Consider the following 20,853-nt stretch of genomic DNA (forward strand, 5'->3'; position numbering starts at 1 on the left):
AGCGATGCTGAAGGATCAGGACCGGATCTTTACCAACATCTACGGGATGCATGAGCGTACGCTGAAAGGCGCGCAGGCCCGCGGGCATTGGGACGGCACTTCTGGCCTGATTGATAAGGGCCGCGACTGGATCATCCAGACGATGAAGGACTCGGGCCTGCGCGGTCGCGGCGGCGCTGGCTTTCCGACCGGTCTGAAATGGTCGTTCATGCCCAAGGAAAGCGACGGGCGTCCGTCCTATCTGGTGGTGAACGCCGACGAATCCGAACCCGGCACCTGTAAAGACCGCGAGATCATGCGCCATGACCCGCATACGCTGATCGAAGGCTGCCTGATCGCGTCGTTCGCGATGAATGCGCATACTTGCTACATCTACCTGCGCGGCGAATACATCCGCGAGCGCGAGGCGCTGCAGGCCGCGATTGATGAGGCCTATGATGCGGGCCTGCTGGGCAAGAACGCCGCCGGTTCAGGTTGGGATTTCGATATCTTCCTGCATCACGGGGCAGGGGCCTATATCTGCGGCGAGGAAACCGCCCTGATCGAAAGCCTTGAGGGCAAGAAGGGTATGCCGCGGATGAAACCTCCGTTCCCGGCGGGCGCTGGCCTTTATGGTTGCCCGACCACGGTGAACAATGTGGAATCTATCGCTGTTGTGCCGACCATCCTGCGCCGGGGTGCCGATTGGTTCGCAGGCTTTGGCCGTCAGAACAACGCGGGCACCAAGCTGTTTGCGATCTCGGGCCATGTGAACAACCCTTGTGTCGTCGAAGAGGCGATGTCGATCTCGTTCGAGGACCTGATCGAGACCCATTGCGGTGGAATTCGCGGCGGTTGGGACAATCTGCTGGCAGTGATCCCGGGTGGCTCGTCGGTTCCTTGCGTGCGCGGTGAGAACATGCGCGACGCGATCATGGATTTCGATTATCTGCGCAATGATCTGGGCTCGGGTCTTGGAACAGCGGCTGTGATCGTGATGGACAAGTCTACGGACATCATCAAGGCGATCTGGCGGTTGTCCAAGTTTTACAAGCACGAAAGCTGCGGCCAGTGCACGCCCTGCCGCGAAGGCACCGGCTGGATGATGCGCGTGATGGACCGTTTGGTGCGCGGCGAGGCCGAGTTGGAAGAGATCGACATGCTGTTTGATGTGACCAAGCAGGTCGAGGGTCACACGATCTGCGCCCTGGGCGACGCCGCCGCCTGGCCGATCCAGGGCCTGATCCGCAACTTCCGAGAAGAGATCGAGGACCGCATCAAGGCCCAAAAATCGGGTCGCATGGGTGCGATGGCAGCGGAGTAAACCCGATGGAAGCCTTAGCTGAATATTCACACGCCCTAGCATCCGTTGTGTTTTTCACATTGGTTGTTTTGCTTCTGGCCCCGTTTTCTGCGTTGGCCAAGCAGGGCAAAGGTCTGGCACCAGGTGCCACGCCCGAGCAGGACTATGGGGATCAAGCCTATCGTCTGAACCGGGCCTATCTGAACGGAACCGAAACGCTTCCGGCGTTTCTGACTGTTGTTGTGGCGGCAATTTTGCTTGGGGTCAGCCCATTCTGGGTCAACCTTCTGGCGTCGGTCGCCTTGGTTGCGCGTCTGCTCATGCTGGTGGTGCATCTCAGGGGCATCGGCAAGCCGAACAGCGGTCTGCGGTCCGTGCTGTATGTGCTGGGCTGGGCCTGCATGTGTGTGATCGGGCTTATGGCATTGGTGGCGGCGTTTTGATAGCGACACGGCGGAACAGAAAACAAAGAGGGAATGTATGAAGGCCCCAAGAACCCTTATTGTTGTGCTGGCTTTGGCGAGCGTGTCCGCCTGTGGTTTGATCAGACCGTCAGAGGATCGCATTCTGTTTGATGGCAAGGCGTTTCGAACCAAGGCGAAAGCGGTCGATAAAAAGAATTCGCCCGCTGACTTTACAATTGTTGTCAAAGGCGTGTCGGCTTCGCTGGATGGCGCGCGCGAAGCCGGGCGGCACGAAGGCACAAAATTCTGTGTCCAGAACTTCGGATCGTCGCGCATCAACTGGAAAGTGGGCCCGGACACTGAACCACAGCAGCTTACCATTTCTGATGATCAGCTTACGTTTGCGGGGACCTGTCAGCGGCCATGATGACAGCTGTTTTTGCATATCACCACTGGGCGCGCACGGCGTTATTGCATAGCAGACGCGCATTCCTTCGTCTTGGATCTTCCAAGACGAAAGGAAAACCCATGTCATTTGCAAAAACAGTCGCTCTGGCCGCTTTGATGGCTGTCCCTGTCGCAGCAGAGGCAAAGCCGCCCTTGAGGGATGTCAAAGAGATCGACAACGAACTCTACTACATCGCAATCGCAAACGAGATTTCGGAATTCTGCGCGTCGATCAGCGGGCGGCGACTGAAGGCGATCAGTGTGATGTGGGGGCTACGGTCCAAAGCAAACGAATTGGGGTATTCGGACACAGAAATCCGGTCTTACGTGGAATCGGATGCGGAAAAAGACCGGATGCGTGCAAAGGGCGAGGCTTATTTGACCTCAAACGGCGTGTCGTATGAAAACCCCACCACATTCTGCACCCTGGGGCAGAAGGAAATCCAAAGAAACAGCGCCATCGGCGTTTATTTGAGGGCGAACTAGACCATGTCTGACCTCCGCAAGATCAATATCGACGGGCAGGAAATCGAAGTCGAAGGCGCGATGACCCTGATCCAGGCTTGTGAGCAAGCCGGGGTTGAAGTACCGCGTTTTTGTTATCACGAACGTTTGTCGATTGCCGGGAACTGCCGGATGTGTCTGGTCGAGGTTGTCGGCGGTCCGCCGAAACCTGCGGCCTCCTGCGCGATGCAGGTGCGTGACCTGCGTCCCGGGCCGGAAGGTCAGCCGCCTGTGGTTAAGACGAACTCACCCATGGTCAAAAAGGCCCGCGAGGGGGTGATGGAGTTCATGCTCATCAACCACCCGCTGGATTGCCCGATCTGCGATCAGGGTGGTGAATGCGACCTGCAGGATCAGGCGATGGCCTATGGCATGTCCGGGACGCGTTTCAAGGAAGCCAAGCGGGCGGTCGATGATCTTGATCTTGGTCCGCTTGTCTCGACCGCGATGACGCGTTGTATCAGTTGCACCCGCTGCGTGCGCTTTACGACCGAGGTGGCCGGGATTGCCCAGATGGGTCAGACCGGCCGGGGTGAAGATGCCGAGATCACCTCGTATCTGAATCAGACGTTGGATTCGAACCTGCAGGGCAACATCATCGACCTGTGCCCGGTGGGGGCGCTGACGTCGAAACCTTATGCCTTTACCGCCCGCCCGTGGGAGCTGACCAAGACCGAGAGCATCGATGTGATGGACGCTCTGGGCTCGAACATCCGGGTGGATACCAAGGGGCGCGAAGTAATGCGTTTCCTGCCGCGCAACCATGACGGCGTGAATGAAGAATGGATCAGCGACAAGACCCGCTTTGTCTGGGACGGCCTGCGCCGTCAGCGTCTGGACAAGCCTTACATCCGCGAAAACGGCAAGTTGCGCCCGGCCACTTGGCCAGAAGCACTGACTAAGGCTGCTGAGGCGCTGAAAGCGGCTGAAAAGCCTGCTGGTATCGTCGGTGACCTGGCCTCGGTCGAGGCGGCCTTTGCTTTGAAGCAGATGATCGAAGGGCAGGGCGGTGTTGTCGAATGCCGTACGGATGGGGCCAAGCTGCCTTCGGGCAATCGCGGGGCCTATGCCGGGACCGCTGCCATCGAAGACATCGACAGCGCCGAGCGCATTCTGTTGGTCGGCACCAACCCGCGCGATGAAGCGCCGGTTCTGAACGCGCGCATCCGCAAGGCCTGGGCGCATGGGGCCGAGGTGGCCTTGGTCGGGCCTGCCGCCGATCTGACCTATGACTATCACCACATGGGCGATGACCGCGCGGCGCTGCAACAGGTCGTGGACATGGGCGGCGATGATGAGATCAAGGGCAAAGCCTCACTGGTTATCGTCGGTCAGGGTGCCCTGCAAGAGGCGGACGGCTCTGCCGTTCTGGCCGCTGCTCAGACCATTGCGGCCAATACTGAAAGCGGTCTGCTGATCCTGCACACCGCCGCGTCGCGCGTCGGCGCGATGGATGTGGACGCCACCAACCAAGGCGGTATGGAGGCCGTGGGCGCAGCCGACGTGATCTATAACCTCGGCGCGGATGAGGTCGAGATCGGCGAAGGGGCCTTTGTGATCTATCAGGGCAGCCACGGTGACCGGGGCGCGCACCGCGCCGACGTGATCCTGCCGGGTGCGGCCTATACCGAAGAAAACGGGTTGTTCGTGAATACCGAAGGCCGCTCGCAACTGGCTATGCGCGCCGGTTTTGCACCAGGCGAAGCCAAAGAGAACTGGGCGATCCTGCGTGCGCTGTCGGCTGAGCTGGGCGCAACGTTGCCTTTCGACTCGCTGGCGCAATTGCGGACCGTGCTCATCGAGGCTGTGCCGCATCTGGCGCGGATCGATGAGGTCATCGAGAACGAAGCTCAGCCGATCGACGCGGCGTCGCTGGGTCAGGCCACGTTCCGCAACGCGGTCAAGGATTTCTACCTGACCAACCCGATTGCACGCGCGTCGCAACTGATGGCCGAGCTTTCGGCGCAAGTCCAGGCGCGTCAAGCCGGAAAGATCGCTGCGGAATGAAGCAGAACCGTTTCATATCGCAGGCAAAGGCGACTGCCGGGTGGCAGTTCGCCGCGCTGGATTTGTGTGTGAAACTGAAGATTAAGGGTAGCGCTGAAGCGGCAGATGCTGTTTACACCAACGCGCCGACCCAGTCGCTCTTTGCGCAGGCATCTGGCCTTTGCATCGCGCGCGGAAAACGGAATACCCACGGTGTGAGGACCAATGGCAGAATTCTTTAACACCCCAGGCGGAATAGCCATCATCATTCTGGCGCAAGTGCTTGCAGTCGTTGCGTTCGTGATGATCTCGCTGCTGTTCCTCGTTTATGGCGACCGCAAGATCTGGGCCGCTGTCCAGATGCGCCGCGGCCCCAACGTGGTTGGCGTCTATGGCATCCTTCAATCGGTGGCCGACGCACTGAAATACGTGGTGAAAGAGGTTGTCATTCCCGCCGGGGCCGACCGTGCCGTGTTCATACTGGCACCATTGACCAGCTTTGTTCTGTCGCTGATCGCCTGGGCGGTGATCCCGTTCAATGACGGCTGGGTTCTATCCGATTTGAACGTGGCCGTTCTATATGTTTTTGCCGTATCCTCGCTTGAGGTTTATGGTGTGATCATGGGCGGTTGGGCGTCGAACTCAAAGTACCCTTTCCTCGGTTCGCTGAGGTCTGCGGCCCAGATGATCTCATACGAAGTGTCCATCGGTTTGATCATCATAGGCGTGATCATTTCAACCGGGTCCATGAATTTCGGTGCCATCGTTGGGGCGCAAGATACTGGCTACGGTTTCTTCGGTTGGTACTGGCTGCCGCATTTCCCGATGGTCTTCCTGTTCTTCATCTCGGCACTCGCGGAAACCAACCGCCCGCCGTTCGACCTGCCCGAAGCGGAATCGGAACTTGTGGCCGGTTATCAGGTGGAATACTCCGCCACCATGTTCCTGCTGTTCATGGCAGGTGAATACATCGCCATCTTCCTGATGTGTGCCCTGACCACGCTTCTGTTCTTTGGTGGTTGGCTTTCGCCGATCCCGGGTCTGCCGGATGGCGTGCTGTGGATGGTCGGCAAGATGGCGTTCTTCTTCTTCATCTTCGCGATGGTCAAGGCGATCACGCCGCGCTACCGCTATGACCAACTGATGCGGCTGGGTTGGAAAGTCTTCCTGCCCTTCTCGCTGGCCTGGGTGGTCTTCGTAGCCTTTGCGGCGAAATTCGAGTGGTTCTGGGGCATCTTCGCCCGGTGGAGCGTAGGAGGCTGATCATGACCCAAATCGACTACACCCGCGCCGCGAAATACTTCCTTCTGCAGGACTTCTGGGTCGGCATGAAACTGGGATTGAAGTATTTCTTTGCCCCCAAGGCCACCATCAACTACCCGCATGAGAAGGGCCCGCTGTCGCCTCGATTCCGTGGTGAACACGCCCTGCGTCGCTATCCCAACGGCGAAGAACGCTGCATCGCCTGCAAACTCTGCGAGGCGATCTGTCCCGCGCAGGCTATCACCATCGACGCCGAGCCACGCGAAGACGGCAGCCGCCGCACTACGCGCTATGACATCGACATGACCAAATGCATCTATTGCGGTTTCTGCCAAGAGGCCTGCCCGGTCGATGCCATCGTCGAAGGCCCGAATTTCGAATTCGCCACGGAAACCCGTGAAGAGCTGTTCTACGACAAGGAAAAACTGCTGGATAACGGCGAACGCTGGGAAGCCGAAATTGCCCGCAATCTGGAAATGGACGCGCCGTACAGATGAGTGACGCTCCGACAAATCCGTTCGAGCTGATGATGAAGCAGGCTCAGGACATGGCCAAGGCGATGAACCCGGCGATGGAGAATTTCTCGCCCAAGGGGTTCGAGGCGCTGTGGCCGACCATGCCCAAAGAGGTCATGGAGATGATGTTCGGCAACACCGTCAACAAGGACGGTCTGGATGCCAAAACCCGCCTGTTGCTGACGCTGGCCGGGCTGACCTGTCAGGGCGCTCAGGCGGATGCGGCGGTGCGCCAGACCGTGCGCCACGCGCTGGAAGCGGGCGCAAAGAAACAAGAGATCGTGGAAACGATCGGTCAGATGTCGGTTTTTGCCGGCATCCCGGCCATGACCCGCGCGCTGGAGCTGGCGCAAGAGGTCATGGGCGATAACGAGGATGAGGATCAATGACCGTCTTTGCCTTCTATCTGTTTGCCATCAGCGCCATCACCGGCGGGCTTTTCACGGTGATCAGCCGTCAGCCGGTGCACTCGGTGCTTTGGCTGATCCTGTCCTTCCTCTCCTCGGCGGGGCTGTTCGTGCTGCTGGGGGCCGAGTTCGTGGCGATGTTGCTGATCATCGTCTATGTCGGTGCAGTCGCGGTGTTGTTCCTGTTTGTAGTGATGATGCTGGACGTGGACTTTGCCGAGCTGAAGGCCGAGATGGCGCGCTATATGCCGCTGGCGCTGCTGATTGGTCTGGTCATCCTGATGCAGTTCGTCATGGCCTTCGGCGCCTGGGACAGCGCGCAGGGTGCGGCGACCAATCTGGCGCAGCCGGTGCCAGTGGATCGCCACAACACCGAAGCACTGGGCGTCATCCTTTATGATCAATACTTCCTTCTGTTCCAATTGGCGGGCCTGATCCTGCTGGTGGCCATGATCGGTGCCATTGTTTTGACGCTGCGCCACCGCAAGGACATCAAGCGTCAGGACATCGTCGGCCAGATGATGCGCGACCCGGCCAAGGCGATGGAGTTGAAGGAAGTGAAACCGGGGCAGGGACTTTGAGGCGATGATCGGACTTGAACACTATCTAACGGTCGCGGCGACGCTGTTCGTCATCGGCATCTTTGGTCTCTTCCTGAACCGCAAGAACGTCATCATCCTGCTGATGAGCATCGAACTGATGCTGCTGGCGGTGAACATCAACCTCGTGGCGTTTTCCAGTTTTCTCGGCGATCTGGTCGGGCAGGTGTTTACGCTGTTCGTGCTGACCGTGGCGGCGGCCGAGGCGGCGATTGGTCTGGCCATTCTGGTCTGCTTCTTCCGCAACCGCGGCTCGATCGCGGTTGAAGACGTCAATATGATGAAGGGCTAAGAGAACCATGGAAACCACCATCCTCTTTGCCCCGCTGGTGGGCGCGCTGCTCTGCGGTTTCGGCTGGAGATTTATTGGCGAGAAAGCCGCCATGTGGACCGCCACCGGCTTGCTGTTTCTGGCCTGTCTGTTGTCATGGATCGTGTTCTTCACCTTTGACGGGGTGACGCAACAGATCGAGATCATGCGCTGGATCGAGAGCGGGTCGCTGTCGACAAGCTGGGCGATCCGTCTGGACCGCCTGACCGCGATCATGCTGATCGTTGTGACGACCGTCTCGGCGCTCGTGCACCTCTATTCCTTCGGCTACATGGATCACGATCCGCAATGGCGTGAGGGCGAAAGCTATAAGCCGCGCTTCTTTGCCTATCTGTCCTTCTTCACCTTTGCCATGTTGATGCTGGTGACGGCGGACAACCTTGTGCAGATGTTCTTTGGCTGGGAAGGCGTGGGCGTCGCATCCTACCTGCTGATCGGCTTTTACTATCGCAAGCCTTCGGCCAATGCAGCGGCGATGAAAGCGTTCATCGTCAACCGTGTGGGTGACTTTGGCTTTGCGCTGGGAATCTTCGCGCTGTTCTTCCTGACCGACAGCATCAACTTTTCGGATATTTTCGCATCGGCACCCGCGCTTGCAGAAGAAAAGCTGCATTTCCTGTGGGGCGAATGGACCGCGGTCGAAGTGATCTGCGTTCTGCTCTTCATTGGTGCGATGGGTAAATCGGCGCAGCTGATCCTGCACACTTGGCTGCCCGACGCGATGGAAGGCCCGACGCCTGTGTCGGCGCTGATCCACGCCGCGACCATGGTTACTGCGGGTGTCTTCCTGGTCTGCCGTATGTCGCCGCTGATGGAGTTCGCTCCGGGTGCGACCGGTTTTATCACCTTCCTTGGTGCCTCGACCGCGTTCTTTGCGGCTACCGTGGGTTTGGTTCAAACCGACATCAAGCGGGTCATCGCCTATTCGACCTGTTCCCAGCTGGGTTACATGTTCGTCGCAGCTGGCGTCGGCATGTATTCGGCGGCGATGTTCCACCTATTCACGCACGCGTTCTTCAAGGCGCTGCTGTTCCTTGGTGCGGGCTCGGTGATCCACGCAATGCATCACGAGCAAGAGATGACGGAGTATGGTGGTCTGCGCAAGAAGATCCCCTATACGTTCTGGGCGATGATGATCGGTACGTTGGCCATCACGGGTGTCGGTATCCCGTTGACGACCTTTGGGTTTGCCGGGTTCCTGTCCAAGGACGCGATTATCGAAAGCGCCTATGCCGGCGGAACGGGCTATGCGTTCTGGATGCTGGTCATCGCGGCGATGTTCACTTCGTTCTACAGCTGGCGCCTGATTTTCCTGACTTTCTTTGGCGAACCGCGCGGGGACAAGAATACGCACGACCATGCGCATGAAAGCCCGATAACCATGCTGGTGCCGCTGGGCGTCTTGTCACTGGGTGCGGTGTTTGCCGGGATGATCTGGTACGGCAACTTCTTTGGCCATGCGGACAAGGTCGGCAAGTTCTACGGTATTCCGGTTGCAGAAGCATCCGAGCATGCCGAGGCTGGTGATCATGCGGCGGCGGATGCTTCGCACGGTGAAGACAGCCATGCCGATGAAAGCCATGCAGATGACAGCCATGCCGACGATGCCGCGCATGGCGAGAAAGACGCGCATGCCGGTGACCATCATTATGTGTTCGCCGGTGAACCAGGTGAAGGTGCGCTCTATATGGCCCCAGACAACCACGTTCTGGACGATGCGCATGCGGCTCCGAAATGGGTCAAGGTTTCACCGTTCGTCGCCATGTTACTTGGCTTTGTCGTTGCATACTGGTTCTACATCGTGAACACGACGCTTCCAGCCCGTCTGGCTGCAAATCAACGTCCGTTGTACCTGTTCCTGCTGAACAAGTGGTACTTTGACGAAATCTATGATGCGATCTTCGTCAAACCCACGGTGGCGCTTGGCCGCTTCCTGTGGAAACGCGGTGACGGCAATACAATCGATGGCTTCCTTAACGGAGTAGCAATGGGCGTTGTTCCCTTCTTTACCCGCCTCGCTGGCAAGGCGCAGACCGGGTACATTTTTACCTATGCCTTCTGGATGGTGCTGGGCATCGCGGCCCTTGTGACCTGGATGTCTATCGGCGGAGGGGCCCACTAATGGACAACATCCTTTCCATTGTTACGTTTATCCCGGCTATTGCAGCAGGTATTCTGGCCCTGTTCCTGCACGGTGACGATGCAGCGGCACAGCGGAACGCCAAATGGATTGCTCTGCTGGCCACCACTGTGACATTCTTGGTTTCCATCGGCATCTATACGGGCTTTGAACCGTCAAACCCCGACTTCCAGATGGTGGAAGAGGGCGAATGGCTGATGGGCCTCAAGTACAAGATGGGCGTTGATGGCATCAGTGTTCTGTTTGTACTGCTGACCACCTTCATCATGCCGCTTACCATTCTGGCCAGCTGGAACGTGATTGACCGCGTCAAGGAATACATGGTCGCCTTCCTGCTGCTGGAAACGTTGATGCTGGGCGTCTTCATGGCGCTGGATCTGGTGCTGTTTTACCTGTTCTTCGAAGCAGGCCTGATCCCGATGTTCCTGATCATCGGCATCTGGGGCGGCAAGGATCGCGTTTACGCCAGCTTCAAGTTCTTCCTCTACACCTTCCTCGGCTCGGTTCTAATGCTGGTGGCAATGGTTGCGATGTATGCAGATGCGGGCACCACGGATATCGAGGCGCTGATGACCCATCAGTTCTCGTCCGAGAGCTTCAGTGTGTTGGGCATCTATGTTGTCGGCGGCATGCAGACGCTGATGTTCCTGGCCTTCTTCGCCAGCTTCGCGGTGAAAATGCCGATGTGGCCGGTCCACACCTGGTTGCCGGATGCGCACGTGCAGGCTCCGACCGCGGGCTCAGTTGTTCTGGCTGCGATCCTGCTGAAGATGGGCGGCTATGGCTTCCTGCGGTTCAGCCTGCCGATGTTCCCAGTGGGTTCGGCTGTGATGACCGATCTGGTGCTGTGGATGTCGGCCATTGCGGTTGTCTACACCTCGCTGGTGGCGTTGGTGCAGGAGGATATGAAGAAGCTGATCGCTTACTCCTCGGTCGCGCATATGGGCTTTGTGACCATGGGGATTTTTGCGGCGAACCAGCAAGGGATTGATGGCGCGATTTTCCAGATGCTGAGTCACGGCTTCATCTCGGCGGCGCTCTTTCTTTGCGTAGGCGTGATCTATGACCGAATGCATACTCGGGATATCGAAGCCTATGGCGGTCTGGTGATCCGGATGCCTGCTTATGCGCTGGTCTTCATGTTGTTCACCATGGCGAATGTCGGCTTGCCTGGCACGTCCGGGTTCATCGGCGAATTCCTGACCCTGATGGGCGCGTTTCAGGTCAACACCTGGGTAACGGCAGTGGCTGCGACCGGTGTGATCTTTTCGGCCGGCTATGCACTGTGGCTGTACCGCCGCGTGGTTTTTGGCGACCTGATCAAGGAAAGCCTGAAGGCGATGACCGACATGAGCTCGCGCGAGCGGTTGATCTTTGCCCCACTGATCGTGATGACCATCCTTCTGGGGGTCTATCCTTCGCTGGTAACGGATGTGATCGGTCAATCCACTGCCGCGCTGATTTCGAACTATGACACGGCTCTGGCCGCAGCAGAAGCTGCGACCCAGACGGCCGCTTCGCATTAAGGGAGCTTTGGAGACATGATCCAGGCTGATCTGACAATTATCCTGCCGGAAATCATTCTGGCGCTCTATGCGATGGCGGCGCTTTTGGGGGCTGTCTACACAACGAAGGATGGGCTGGCACCGCTGCTGGTTTGGACTACGGCAGGTTTGATGGCCCTTCTGGCGATCTGGATCGCCACACAGGGTGAGGGCACCAATGTGGCCTTCAACGGCATGTTTGTCGACGATGGGTTCGCCCGTTTTGCAAAGGTTGCCATTCTGCTTTCGGCCGGTGCTGTTCTGGTCATGAGCCAGGAATACATGGCGCGCCGTGATCTGCTGCGTTTTGAATACCCGCTGCTGGTGGCTCTTGCTTCCGTAGGTATGATGATGATGGTCAGCGCAGGCGATCTGATGTCGCTCTATATGGGTCTCGAGCTGCAATCGCTCTCGCTCTATGTTGTCGCGGCACTGCGCCGGGACAGTGCGAAATCGACCGAAGCGGGCTTGAAGTATTTCGTGCTTGGTGCGCTCAGCTCAGGTCTGCTGCTTTATGGTGCGTCGCTGGTGTATGGATTCACCGGTACCACGCTCTTTTCGGGTATCATCACGACCGTTCAGGCCGGAGACGTCTCGATTGGTCTGCTGTTTGGTCTGATCTTCATGATCTCAGGTCTGGCCTTCAAAGTTTCTGCCGTGCCGTTCCACATGTGGACACCGGACGTGTACGAAGGCTCGCCGACACCGATTACAGCCTTTTTCGCGACCGCGCCGAAAGTGGCCGCCATGGCGCTTTTTGCGCGACTGATGCATGATGCTTTCGGAGGCATTGTGAAAGACTGGCAACAGGTGATCGTACTGCTTTCGGTGCTGTCGATGCTGCTGGGTGCTGTCGCCGCGATTGGTCAGCGCGACATCAAACGTCTGATGGCGTTCTCGTCGATTGCGCATATGGGTTATGCGCTGATCGGTCTTGCAGCGGGCACCGAGTTGGGCATCAAAGCGATGCTGATGTATCTGGCCATTTACGTGACCATGAATATCGGCACCTTCGCCTTCATATTGATGATGGAACGTGACGGTAAACCCATCACCGACATTGATGCGTTGCGACAATACTCCAAACGTGATCCGGGTAAGGCGCTGGCCGTTCTGATCCTGATGTTCAGCCTTGCTGGTGTGCCGCCGATGCTGGGCTTCTTTGCCAAGTTTGGAGTTTGGCAAGCGGGTGTCAGCGCAGGGTTGACCGGCCTTGTGATCGTCTCGGCCATCGCGTCCGTCATTGGTGCGTTCTACTACCTTCGGATTGTGTTCTATATGTATTTCGGGGCTGAAAACGAAGAGCCAATCGAGACCCGATCAACGCCCGTTCTGTGGGTTGCCCTTATGGGTTCTGCGGCGTTGATGCTGGTCGGCATCTTCTATCAGTTTGGCGTCGAGGGCGCGGCAGCTGCCGCAGCAGCCACGCTTGTCAACTGAACGTCTTGAGCAATCGGAAGGAGGGGCTCGGTCGTGTGACCGGGCCTTTTTGATATGACCAAATGGCCCCAAGGATACGGCCTGCACGAGGTGCAGGAAGTCGATAGCACCCTGAACGAGGCGGCGCGGATTGCGCCCAATGCGCGTGGTCCTGTCTGGATCATGGCGCATCACCAGACGGCAGCGCGCGGTCGGCGTGGACGGGCCTGGGCCAACCCCATGGGCAATCTGGCCGCGACGTTGCTGATGCGTCCGCAAGGTGCCCCAGAACTGGTGGCATTGCGCAGTTTCGTGGCCGCGCTGGCGTTGTTTGATGCCTGTGTCGCCGTGACCGGGCGCACGGCAGGGCTGTCGCTGAAATGGCCCAATGATGTGTTGCTAAACGGCGGAAAGCTGGCCGGTATCTTGCTGGAAAGCACCGGGCAGGGGCACGGTGTGGCGCATCTGGCTATCGGCATCGGTGTGAACCTGGCCAATGCTCCGGACGCTGATGCGGTCGAATCCGGCGCTATGCGGCCTGTCTCGTTGCTGTCGGAAACCGGGGCGCATGTCTCGCCAGAGGATTTTCTGACCGAACTTGCTGCCGCCTACGCCACCTACGAAACTCAATTCACCACTTATGGTTTCGATCCAATCCGTACCGCTTGGCTGGCCCGCGCGGCCCGGTTGGGTGAGGTCATCACCGCACGTACCGGGACGTCAGAGACCAAAGGCACCTTCGAAACAGTGGACGAAAGCGGCAACCTTGTCTTAAACACCGCCAAGGGCCGCGTGAGCATTCCTGCGGCGGATGTCTATTTCTGAAAGGGGCGCAGATGCTGCTGGCCATCGATTGCGGCAATACCAATACCGTTTTCTCGATTTGGGACGGTGAGAAGTTCCTGTGCACCTTGCGCACATCGACCCACCACGCGCGCACGGCAGACGCATATTTCACCTGGTATTCGACGCTGGTGAAACACTACGGTATCGAGGCGGATATTACCGATGTCATCATTGCCTCGACTGTACCGCGTGTTGTGTTCAACCTTCGAATTTTCGCAGACCGTTTCTTTGCCTGCAGACCGCTAGTGGTGGGTAAGCCGGATTGTCTGTTACCTGTACCGCCTCGTGTGGATGAAGGGACAGTGCCTGGTCCGGATCGACTGGCCAATGCTGTCGGCGCATTTGACCGTCATGGCGGCAATGTGGTTGTGGTGGATTTTGGCACTGCAACGAACTTTGACGTAGTTGCTGCTGATGGGGCCTATGTCGGGGGAATTATCGCGCCCGGTGTGAATCTGAGCCTCGAGGCTTTGCACCAGGGGGCGGCAGCGCTTCCGCATATCGACATTACCCGACCGGACAAAGTGATTGGGACGAATACGGTTGGATGTATTCAATCGGGCGTGTATTGGGGCTACTCCGGCCTGATCGAAGGGCTGATCGCCCGGATCAAGACCGAATACGGAATGCCCATGAAAGTTGTCGGGACGGGGGGGCTGGCCCCTTTGTTCGATCAGGCCGATGTAGGGTTCGACATAATCGAAGACGATCTGACGATGCACGGCTTGACCGTGATCTATCGCTATAACAAGGATAATGGCTCCACATGAGCAGTGAAAGATTGATCTACCTGCCGCTGGGTGGTGCGGGTGAAATTGGCATGAATGCCTATGTGTACGGCTATGGCAAACCCGGTCAGGAACGCCTGATTCTTGTCGATCTGGGCGTAACCTTTCCGGACATGGACACAACGCCGGGCGTTGACCTCATCTACGCGGACATTTCGTGGCTGAAAGAGCGCGGCGACCGGCTGGACGGTGTTTTCATCACCCACGCGCATGAGGACCACATCGGAGCTGTGGCGCATTGCTATGAAGCCTTGGGTGCCCCGGTCTATGCCCGCGCCTTCACGGCCAATATCGCACGCCGCAAGATGGAAGAACATGGGCACCCGACCGAGGCAGTGACGACCGCATCTGCCTGGCCTGAACAGGTCACGGCCGGTCCTTTCACGGTTGGCTTTCTGCCTGTATCGCACTCGATTCCCGAAAGCGCGGCCTTGGTCATCGATACGCCTGTCGGGCGCGTCGTGCATTCGGGTGACTTCAAATTAGATGCAGTTCCGGTCGTTGGCGAAGCCTTTGATCCCGATCTTTGGGCCGAGGTGGCCAAGCCGGGTGTCAAGGCGCTGGTCTGTGACAGTACAAATGTGTTTTCCACCCATCCGGGTCGTTCGGAATCTGAGGTTGGCCCCGAGATCGTCAAACTGGTCGAAAGCGCTGAAGGTATGGTTGTGGCCACCACTTTTGCCTCAAACGTCGCGCGGGTCAAAACACTTGCAGAGGCGGGGGCGCGTGCAGGACGTTCGGTAGTCCTGTTGGGCCGGGCCATGCGCCGGATGATTGAGGCCTCGACCGAGACCGGTATCCTTGTGGATTTCCCAAAGGTGATCAGCGCGGAAGAGGCGCTGGATCTTCCGCGTCAGAACCTGATGCTGATCGTGACCGGCAGCCAGGGCGAGCGCCGTGCCGCCAGTGCCCAACTGGCACGTGGCAAGTATCGCGGTCTGGAACTGGCCGAAGGCGACCTGTTCTTGTTTTCCTCGAAAACCATTCCGGGCAACGAACGGGGCGTGATCTTTATCATGAACCAGCTCAGCGAGAAGGGAGTGGATGTGGTGGATGACAGTTCGGGGCTCTATCACGTGTCAGGCCACGCCAACCGACCCGATCTTGAAAAGGTGCATGCGCTGATCAATCCGCAGGTCGTGATTCCCATGCATGGAGAACACCGTCATCTGCGTGAACACGTCAAACTGGCAGAGCAAGGCGGCAGAACCGGCGTGCTGGCAGTGAACGGTACCATGCTGGATCTAAGCGGTAACGCCCCGACGGTTGTCGATTATGTCGAAACCGGGCGCACCTATCTGGACGGGACGGTCAAGATCGGCGCGTTGGACGGGGTGGTGCGGGATCGTATCCGCATGGCTTTGAACGGGCATGTCACCGTAACCGTGGTTCTGGACGAGGAAGATGAACCGCTGGGCGAGCCTTGGTGCGATACGATGGGCCTGCCCGAGATCGGAACCTCGCGCGCTGCTTTGGTAGAGGTTCTGGAAGAGGACCTGAATCAGTTCCTGATGCGGGCTGCTGCCAAAACACTGCGCGATGACGACAAGCTGGAAGACGAAATGCGCCGGATCGTTCGGCAGACCGCAAGAACGGAAATCGGCAAGAAGCCCGAAGTGACGGTGGTTGTCAGCCGGATGCGGTGAACCGGAACCGTCAATCGTGTTCCGGCATGGTCAAGCCCCTGAGGCGCAGGAACAGATTGGATTCGTCGTTATTCTTGTAGAATGGAACTGACGATGGCGGCTCGGGGGATGTAACCCGGGCCGCGATTTCCGCCAGAACGACTTCTGTAATAAATGGCAGATCCAGATCTCGGGCCCGATCCAGTTGCACCCATTGCAGGTGCGACAGCTCATCCGAGGCGCGGCTGAAATCGTCCAGATCACCTTGAAGGGCGTCTGCGTCGACTAAAAAGAACCGTGCGTCAAACCGACGAGGGCGTCCGGGTGGTGTTACCGCGCGGAATACGAACTGCAACGCAGCTGCAGACGGCACGTATCCCATGGCGGAAAAACTCTGCCAGTCGTCAGGTGCGAGACCTGACCAAGCACTCGGCTGGCCCAGAACAAGCCCTGTTTCTTCCCAGAGCTCTCGAATGGCAGCAGCGGCCAGCGCATGTTGCAACCCTGGCTCTGCCTGTTCGGCCAAGCGGTCATGGCACAGATCGGGCAGCTTGGTGGCCAAGGGGATCTTTGAATCCGTTGGATCAACGGCCCCGCCAGGAAACACGAACTTATTTGGCATGAACGCGGCCTTGGACCCGCGCTGACCCATAAGGATCGAGGGGTTGGTCCATCTGTCCCGCAGAACGATCACAGTTGCGGCGTCCCGGATGGCGGTCTTGTCTGCTGTCATGTCTACGCTAAACGGCCCATTGGGTTTACTTGGATGTGTCGAAACCGTGCATACGGCGGGCCCATTGATACGCGACAACGGCCCCCTTCAGTCGAGGCAGAAGGTACAGCGACAGAGCAATGCAACCAATCGACAAGGTGATGGCCATGGTCCAGGGGTCTGGTCGCCAATGGACGTAAGACACGTGCAGAGCAGGCGCGAGCAGGTGGCCAACAAGAAGAATCGTCAGGTAGGCGGGCCCATCGTCGGCGCGGTGATGAAACAGCTCCTGCCCGCAATTCGAGCAGCTATCATTGACCTTGAGGTAGCTGTGCAACAGCTTGCCTTCACCACAGTTGGGGCATTTGCACCGAAACCCTTTGACAAGGGCGGGCCATGTTTCACGCTCTGACTCGGTTGCGGTGTCGATCGTCTGATCCGTCATAATATAACTCGCGCATTAATCTTTGCGGGATAATGCGTCTGAACGGGTGGATTTGAAAGGGGGGTGCGTCGCTTTGCAACGCTTGAAACCAGAAGAACATCATGAGCGTCTCAACTCATTCTAGAAAAAAGTGTCACTTTCCTGCGACGGAATTCCCGTTCGCCTGCGTTTGAATAGGTATGAGCAGCGGCACTGGGGCCGCGTCAACAAGGGAAAACCGAAATGAAAAACGCGACATTCATCACGGCCATCGTTTTGTCTGCAGTTGCCGTCACCGGCACATCTGTCCTGGCTGCCGGAAAAGGCGGGCGCGAGCCTGTATCCTTTCAAGAGCTCGACGCCGATGGTGATGGTCAGGTGACGCAACAAGAGATCGAGGCCCATCGCACAGCGCGCTTCACACAAGCGGATACCGATGGCGATGGCCAGCTGAGCCTTGAAGAGATGCAAGCCGCTGCGCAGAAAAGGGCGAGTGACCGCGTCGCCAAGATGTTCGAAAAAAATGATGCGAACAAAGACGGGTTTCTAAACCAGGACGAGTTGCCGAAACCCCGCCGTGCTGACAAGATGTTTGATCGGATGGACGCGGATAACAGTGGCGGAATCTCGGAGCAGGAATATGCCGATGCCAAGGACCGGATGGGGCGGCACCACAAGAAAAAGCATCACAACTCGGACGCAGACGACAGCTGATGCAGGATGGAGGATCTGACCTCCCACCCACAAGACGCCCGCGGTGCGATGAGCAGCGCGGGCACTCTCAGCGACGATGAGTTGCTGGGCCGCTTTGCTGATGGCAATGCCGAGGCCGCTCGGGTTCTTACTGACCGTCTGGGTCCACGCTGTTACTCGGTTGCGTTGCGCATGTTGGGCAATCGGGCCGAAGCGGAAGACGTGACACAAGAGGCGATGATGCGGTTGTGGCAATTGGCACCGGATTGGGTGTCCGGCCAGGCCAAAGTCTCGACCTGGCTGTACCGGGTGACTTTGAACCTGTGCGTGGACCTTCGGCGCAAGAAGACACCCGACAGATTGTCGGATGTTCCTGAACCTGAAGATGGTAAAGCCAGCGTGGTTGACCGGATGCAGGACCAGGCGCGCAAGGATGCCTTGCAGATCGCGTTGGCCGAACTGCCCGAGCGGCAGCGGCAAGCGGTGGTGCTGCGCCACATTGAAGAATTGCCCAACCCCGAGATTGCCGGGATCATGGGCATTTCCGTGGAAGCGGTCGAAAGTCTGACAGCGCGGGGAAAACGAAGTCTGGCCGCCATTCTGGCGGGGCGGCGTGAAGAACTGGGGTATGACAATGACGGATGACAACCTGGAACTGGATCAATTGTTTGCTCAGGCGCGCCAACAACGGCCCGCATTGCCGGATGATCTGGCCGTGCGCATCCAGACAGATGCCGAGGCCGTGCGCCTGAACCGAATGAAACCCGCGCCGGAGCCAAGACCTGCGCTGTTGGAAAGGCTGGTGCGCAATCTGGGCGGCTGGCAGGGGTTGAGTGGCCTGGTGGCGGCCAGTGCGGCGGGGGTCTGGATCGGGTTTTCAGCTCCTACCTTTTTGCCCGATCCCGTCAATCTGCTGACGTCGCAAGAGACTGCCTATTTTGTGGCAGACCTTGGATATGACACAAGCTTTCTGGAGACCACGGAATGAACGTTGACCCCAAACCCAAACGCCGGTGGATGCCACTTGTCCTGGCCGTGTCTCTGGCTGTGAACCTGTTGATCGTTGGAGTGGCCTTAGGAACCGTGTTGCGCCTGAAAGGCGAAGATCATGCCAAGCCACCACCGGGATTTGGCCCAGCCTTGTACCGGGCTTTGCCAAAAGACGAACGCAAGGCAATGCGGGGCGAACTGTCGGGCCTTCACAAAAAAGGAAGCAAAGGCCGTACGCAGGACTTTGAGGCGATGAGCCAGGCGTTGCGCAGGGTTCCTTTTGACCCAGTCGCCGTCGAAGTGCTTTTGCAGCAGCAGGCAGACGCCACAGCTGCCCTGCAAGAGGCGTTGCAATCTCAATGGTTGGCGCGTGTTACCGCCATGAGCGACGGCGAACGGCAGGCATATGCCGATCGGTTACAAGACTTCGTCAAGCGCGGGAAGCACGGGCACAAGAAAAAGGACTGACAGGCTCACGCTGCATTTTGCCGGATTCTCACCTGATTGCGCCCGGCCTTTTTCGCTGCGTACAGCGCTTTGTCGGCGGAATCTATCAGGGTTTTAACATAAGAGGATACGCAGTCCTGAGCAGGTAAAGAGGGCTGAGACATCTTCAACCCGATGCTGACTGTCACATCGACCTGTCGTCCCTCGTTCGAAAGCCTGAACGGCGTGCTGCAAACGCTGCTGCAAAGGGTTTCGGCCATTTGCTTGGCTTGAGTGGGTGACACGTCGGGCATCCCGATCATGAATTCTTCGCCTCCGATACGGGCGACAAAGCCACGAGACCCCAAGGCACCGCGCATACGTTCCGCTGCCTGCGTCAGAACGTGATCGCCACTGGCGTGGCCATGGTCGTCATTGATGGCTTTGAAGTGATCGAGATCGGCCAGCATGACCGCAAATCCGCGCTCGGTCCGAGCGGATTCGCGTGCGATTTGATCCAGTGCTCGCATGGCAAAACGCCGATTGTGCAGCCCGGTCAAAGGATCGATCCACGACTCGGCGATGCCTTTTCTCAGCGAAACCCGCAGATGATCCAACCGCGCCTTGCGGGCGATCTGATTGTCTAGCTGCAGCAAGATTTCCTGCGTGCAGAACCCGCCCAGGCAAACGGCATCTGCGCCGCGGTCCAGCGCCTCTGACGCTTGAAGGGCATCGTTGTCCTGCATCACCCCGATCAGCACGGTATTTCGTGTGATGCTTCGCGACCTTAGATCAGCCAGGATATTCAAATCGGACGGATGCGTGCCCAGTTCGACAATAACGGCATCGGGAACCGCACCTGACAATACGCTTTGAAGATTCGACTGAAGGTGCCAGGACAGGGAAAATTGCCGCTGTTCGCTTAACGCTTTGTGCCACAGGACACCGCTTTGCACCGCATGTGTCAGAATGCTGACCTGTGCCGCCTTGGGGGGGCGGATGATGCTTGGCGCAGGTTCCCCGAACCCGATAGGTTGTGAACTGTTGCTGGCCTGCAGGTCCTGTGTGACGGCGCGCGCGCGCAACAGGCTGCGGATACGCGCCAGCAGTAAGGTGTCTTTGAAAGGGTGTGTCAGTACATCGTCCAACCCATCCTTCAGGGCGCGCAGACGCGCGTCTCTGTCGTTTTGTGCGGCGATAGCAACGATAGGCACATCCTCGAGGCCGGGAACTGTCGCGATCGCGTTCTTGACATCCGCAGCAGTTCCATCGGGCAGAGTCTGAGCGGTCAGTACCAAATCAGGTTGCGTGCGGCGCACAAGCGCCTGCAGTCCTTCTAGCTTTTCACCTTGCACCACGTGATACCAAGCCGCTGTCAGCTGAACCTTCAGCATGATGCGATTGGTTGATACCCCGTCGAGGACAAGGATGGTTCCCTGCACAGACATAGTTGCTCACCATTGATTGCATGCGTGAACAAAGTGTTTATGAGTCTGGTTAACAAACCC

24 protein-coding genes are annotated in these 20,853 nt (G+C 58.2%); 21 read left to right on the forward strand and 3 right to left on the reverse strand.

Features of this window, described 5'->3' with window-relative positions:
* The first annotated feature begins 4 nt into the window (after positions 1 to 4).
* The 17 genes from nuoF (at position 5) to AC2FLD_RS05650 (ending at position 16,121) form a co-directional block, all read left to right on the forward strand.
* Entirely contained in the window at positions 5 to 1,303 is a 1,299-nt protein-coding gene (gene nuoF / locus AC2FLD_RS05570) for an NADH-quinone oxidoreductase subunit NuoF (RefSeq protein ID WP_496667862.1), read from the forward strand.
* A 5-nt stretch (positions 1,304 to 1,308) separates the two neighbouring features.
* Positions 1,309 to 1,725, forward strand: a complete 417-nt coding sequence (locus AC2FLD_RS05575; RefSeq protein WP_496667863.1) for an MAPEG family protein — start codon at positions 1,309 to 1,311, stop codon at positions 1,723 to 1,725.
* A 37-nt stretch (positions 1,726 to 1,762) separates the two neighbouring features.
* The gene (locus AC2FLD_RS05580) at positions 1,763 to 2,113 is read left to right on the forward strand and encodes a hypothetical protein (protein WP_496667864.1); all 351 of its coding nucleotides are present in this window, start codon (positions 1,763 to 1,765) and stop codon (positions 2,111 to 2,113) included.
* Between the two features lie 101 nt (positions 2,114 to 2,214).
* Positions 2,215 to 2,619 (forward strand): DUF5333 domain-containing protein, encoded by a 405-nt coding sequence (locus AC2FLD_RS05585; protein ID WP_496667865.1) that lies wholly within the window; start codon positions 2,215 to 2,217, stop codon positions 2,617 to 2,619.
* 3 nt (positions 2,620 to 2,622) lie between these two features.
* On the forward strand, positions 2,623 to 4,644 hold the full coding sequence (gene nuoG, locus AC2FLD_RS05590) for an NADH-quinone oxidoreductase subunit NuoG (RefSeq protein ID WP_496667866.1): 2,022 nt from the start codon (positions 2,623 to 2,625) through the stop codon (positions 4,642 to 4,644).
* A complete protein-coding gene (locus AC2FLD_RS05595; protein ID WP_050602764.1) occupies positions 4,641 to 4,865 on the forward strand; it encodes a hypothetical protein in 225 nt (74 codons plus the stop codon). The genes nuoG and AC2FLD_RS05595 overlap by 4 nt, the downstream gene beginning before the upstream one ends.
* Positions 4,849 to 5,886, forward strand: coding sequence for an NADH-quinone oxidoreductase subunit NuoH (gene nuoH, locus AC2FLD_RS05600; protein WP_496667867.1), 1,038 nt, complete (start codon positions 4,849 to 4,851; stop codon positions 5,884 to 5,886). Before AC2FLD_RS05595 ends, nuoH begins: the two co-directional genes overlap by 17 nt.
* Before the next feature lie 2 nt (positions 5,887 to 5,888).
* Positions 5,889 to 6,383, forward strand: coding sequence for an NADH-quinone oxidoreductase subunit NuoI (nuoI, locus tag AC2FLD_RS05605; protein WP_050602762.1), 495 nt, complete (start codon positions 5,889 to 5,891; stop codon positions 6,381 to 6,383).
* A complete protein-coding gene (locus AC2FLD_RS05610) occupies positions 6,380 to 6,790 on the forward strand; it encodes a carboxymuconolactone decarboxylase family protein (protein ID WP_496667868.1) in 411 nt (136 codons plus the stop codon). The genes nuoI and AC2FLD_RS05610 overlap by 4 nt, the downstream gene beginning before the upstream one ends.
* The gene (locus AC2FLD_RS05615) at positions 6,787 to 7,389 is read left to right on the forward strand and encodes an NADH-quinone oxidoreductase subunit J (RefSeq protein ID WP_496667869.1); all 603 of its coding nucleotides are present in this window, start codon (positions 6,787 to 6,789) and stop codon (positions 7,387 to 7,389) included. Before AC2FLD_RS05610 ends, AC2FLD_RS05615 begins: the two co-directional genes overlap by 4 nt.
* A gap of 4 nt (positions 7,390 to 7,393) precedes the next feature.
* Positions 7,394 to 7,699 (forward strand): NADH-quinone oxidoreductase subunit NuoK, encoded by a 306-nt coding sequence (gene nuoK / locus AC2FLD_RS05620; RefSeq protein ID WP_050602759.1) that lies wholly within the window; start codon positions 7,394 to 7,396, stop codon positions 7,697 to 7,699.
* Between the two features lie 7 nt (positions 7,700 to 7,706).
* Positions 7,707 to 9,860, forward strand: coding sequence for an NADH-quinone oxidoreductase subunit L (gene nuoL, locus AC2FLD_RS05625; RefSeq protein WP_496667870.1), 2,154 nt, complete (start codon positions 7,707 to 7,709; stop codon positions 9,858 to 9,860).
* Positions 9,860 to 11,404 (forward strand): NADH-quinone oxidoreductase subunit M, encoded by a 1,545-nt coding sequence (locus AC2FLD_RS05630; RefSeq protein ID WP_496667871.1) that lies wholly within the window; start codon positions 9,860 to 9,862, stop codon positions 11,402 to 11,404. Before nuoL ends, AC2FLD_RS05630 begins: the two co-directional genes overlap by 1 nt.
* 15 nt (positions 11,405 to 11,419) lie before the next feature.
* Positions 11,420 to 12,862: an NADH-quinone oxidoreductase subunit NuoN gene (nuoN, locus tag AC2FLD_RS05635; protein ID WP_496667872.1), complete on the forward strand. Its 1,443-nt coding sequence runs from the start codon at positions 11,420 to 11,422 to the stop codon at positions 12,860 to 12,862.
* A gap of 54 nt (positions 12,863 to 12,916) precedes the next feature.
* Positions 12,917 to 13,666 (forward strand): biotin--[acetyl-CoA-carboxylase] ligase, encoded by a 750-nt coding sequence (locus AC2FLD_RS05640; RefSeq protein WP_496667873.1) that lies wholly within the window; start codon positions 12,917 to 12,919, stop codon positions 13,664 to 13,666.
* An 11-nt stretch (positions 13,667 to 13,677) separates the two neighbouring features.
* The gene (locus tag AC2FLD_RS05645; protein ID WP_496667874.1) at positions 13,678 to 14,457 is read left to right on the forward strand and encodes a type III pantothenate kinase; all 780 of its coding nucleotides are present in this window, start codon (positions 13,678 to 13,680) and stop codon (positions 14,455 to 14,457) included.
* Positions 14,454 to 16,121 carry a ribonuclease J gene (locus AC2FLD_RS05650; protein ID WP_496667876.1) on the forward strand — a complete coding sequence of 556 codons (1,668 nt, stop codon included), beginning with the start codon at positions 14,454 to 14,456 and terminating at the stop codon, positions 16,119 to 16,121. Before AC2FLD_RS05645 ends, AC2FLD_RS05650 begins: the two co-directional genes overlap by 4 nt.
* A gap of 10 nt (positions 16,122 to 16,131) precedes the next feature.
* On the opposite strand, the gene AC2FLD_RS05655 is transcribed toward AC2FLD_RS05650, so the two are convergent.
* Positions 16,132 to 16,833, reverse strand: a complete 702-nt coding sequence (locus AC2FLD_RS05655) for an NUDIX hydrolase (RefSeq protein ID WP_496667877.1) — start codon at positions 16,831 to 16,833, stop codon at positions 16,132 to 16,134.
* 25 nt (positions 16,834 to 16,858) lie between these two features.
* Positions 16,859 to 17,257: a DUF983 domain-containing protein gene (locus tag AC2FLD_RS05660; RefSeq protein ID WP_496667878.1), complete on the reverse strand. Its 399-nt coding sequence runs from the start codon at positions 17,255 to 17,257 to the stop codon at positions 16,859 to 16,861.
* A gap of 222 nt (positions 17,258 to 17,479) precedes the next feature.
* Here AC2FLD_RS05660 and AC2FLD_RS05665 point away from each other — a divergent pair, with 222 nt between their 5' ends.
* Genes AC2FLD_RS05665 through AC2FLD_RS05680 form a run of 4 tightly spaced genes read left to right on the forward strand, consistent with a single transcriptional unit; the run spans position 17,480 to position 19,387 of the window.
* Positions 17,480 to 17,950, forward strand: coding sequence for an EF-hand domain-containing protein (locus tag AC2FLD_RS05665; RefSeq protein WP_050602750.1), 471 nt, complete (start codon positions 17,480 to 17,482; stop codon positions 17,948 to 17,950).
* A 6-nt stretch (positions 17,951 to 17,956) separates the two neighbouring features.
* Positions 17,957 to 18,574: an RNA polymerase sigma factor gene (locus AC2FLD_RS05670; RefSeq protein WP_496667879.1), complete on the forward strand. Its 618-nt coding sequence runs from the start codon at positions 17,957 to 17,959 to the stop codon at positions 18,572 to 18,574.
* Positions 18,564 to 18,917, forward strand: a complete 354-nt coding sequence (locus tag AC2FLD_RS05675) for a hypothetical protein (protein WP_496667880.1) — start codon at positions 18,564 to 18,566, stop codon at positions 18,915 to 18,917. The genes AC2FLD_RS05670 and AC2FLD_RS05675 overlap by 11 nt, the downstream gene beginning before the upstream one ends.
* Positions 18,914 to 19,387, forward strand: coding sequence for a periplasmic heavy metal sensor (locus AC2FLD_RS05680; protein WP_496667881.1), 474 nt, complete (start codon positions 18,914 to 18,916; stop codon positions 19,385 to 19,387). The genes AC2FLD_RS05675 and AC2FLD_RS05680 overlap by 4 nt, the downstream gene beginning before the upstream one ends.
* A gap of 5 nt (positions 19,388 to 19,392) precedes the next feature.
* Here the strand turns inward: AC2FLD_RS05680 and AC2FLD_RS05685 are convergent, their stop codons facing one another.
* Positions 19,393 to 20,793 (reverse strand): diguanylate cyclase, encoded by a 1,401-nt coding sequence (locus AC2FLD_RS05685; protein WP_496667882.1) that lies wholly within the window; start codon positions 20,791 to 20,793, stop codon positions 19,393 to 19,395.
* Between the last annotated feature and the right edge of the window lie 60 nt (positions 20,794 to 20,853).

It is taken from the genome of Ruegeria sp. CDSA021 (genome assembly GCF_059612325.1).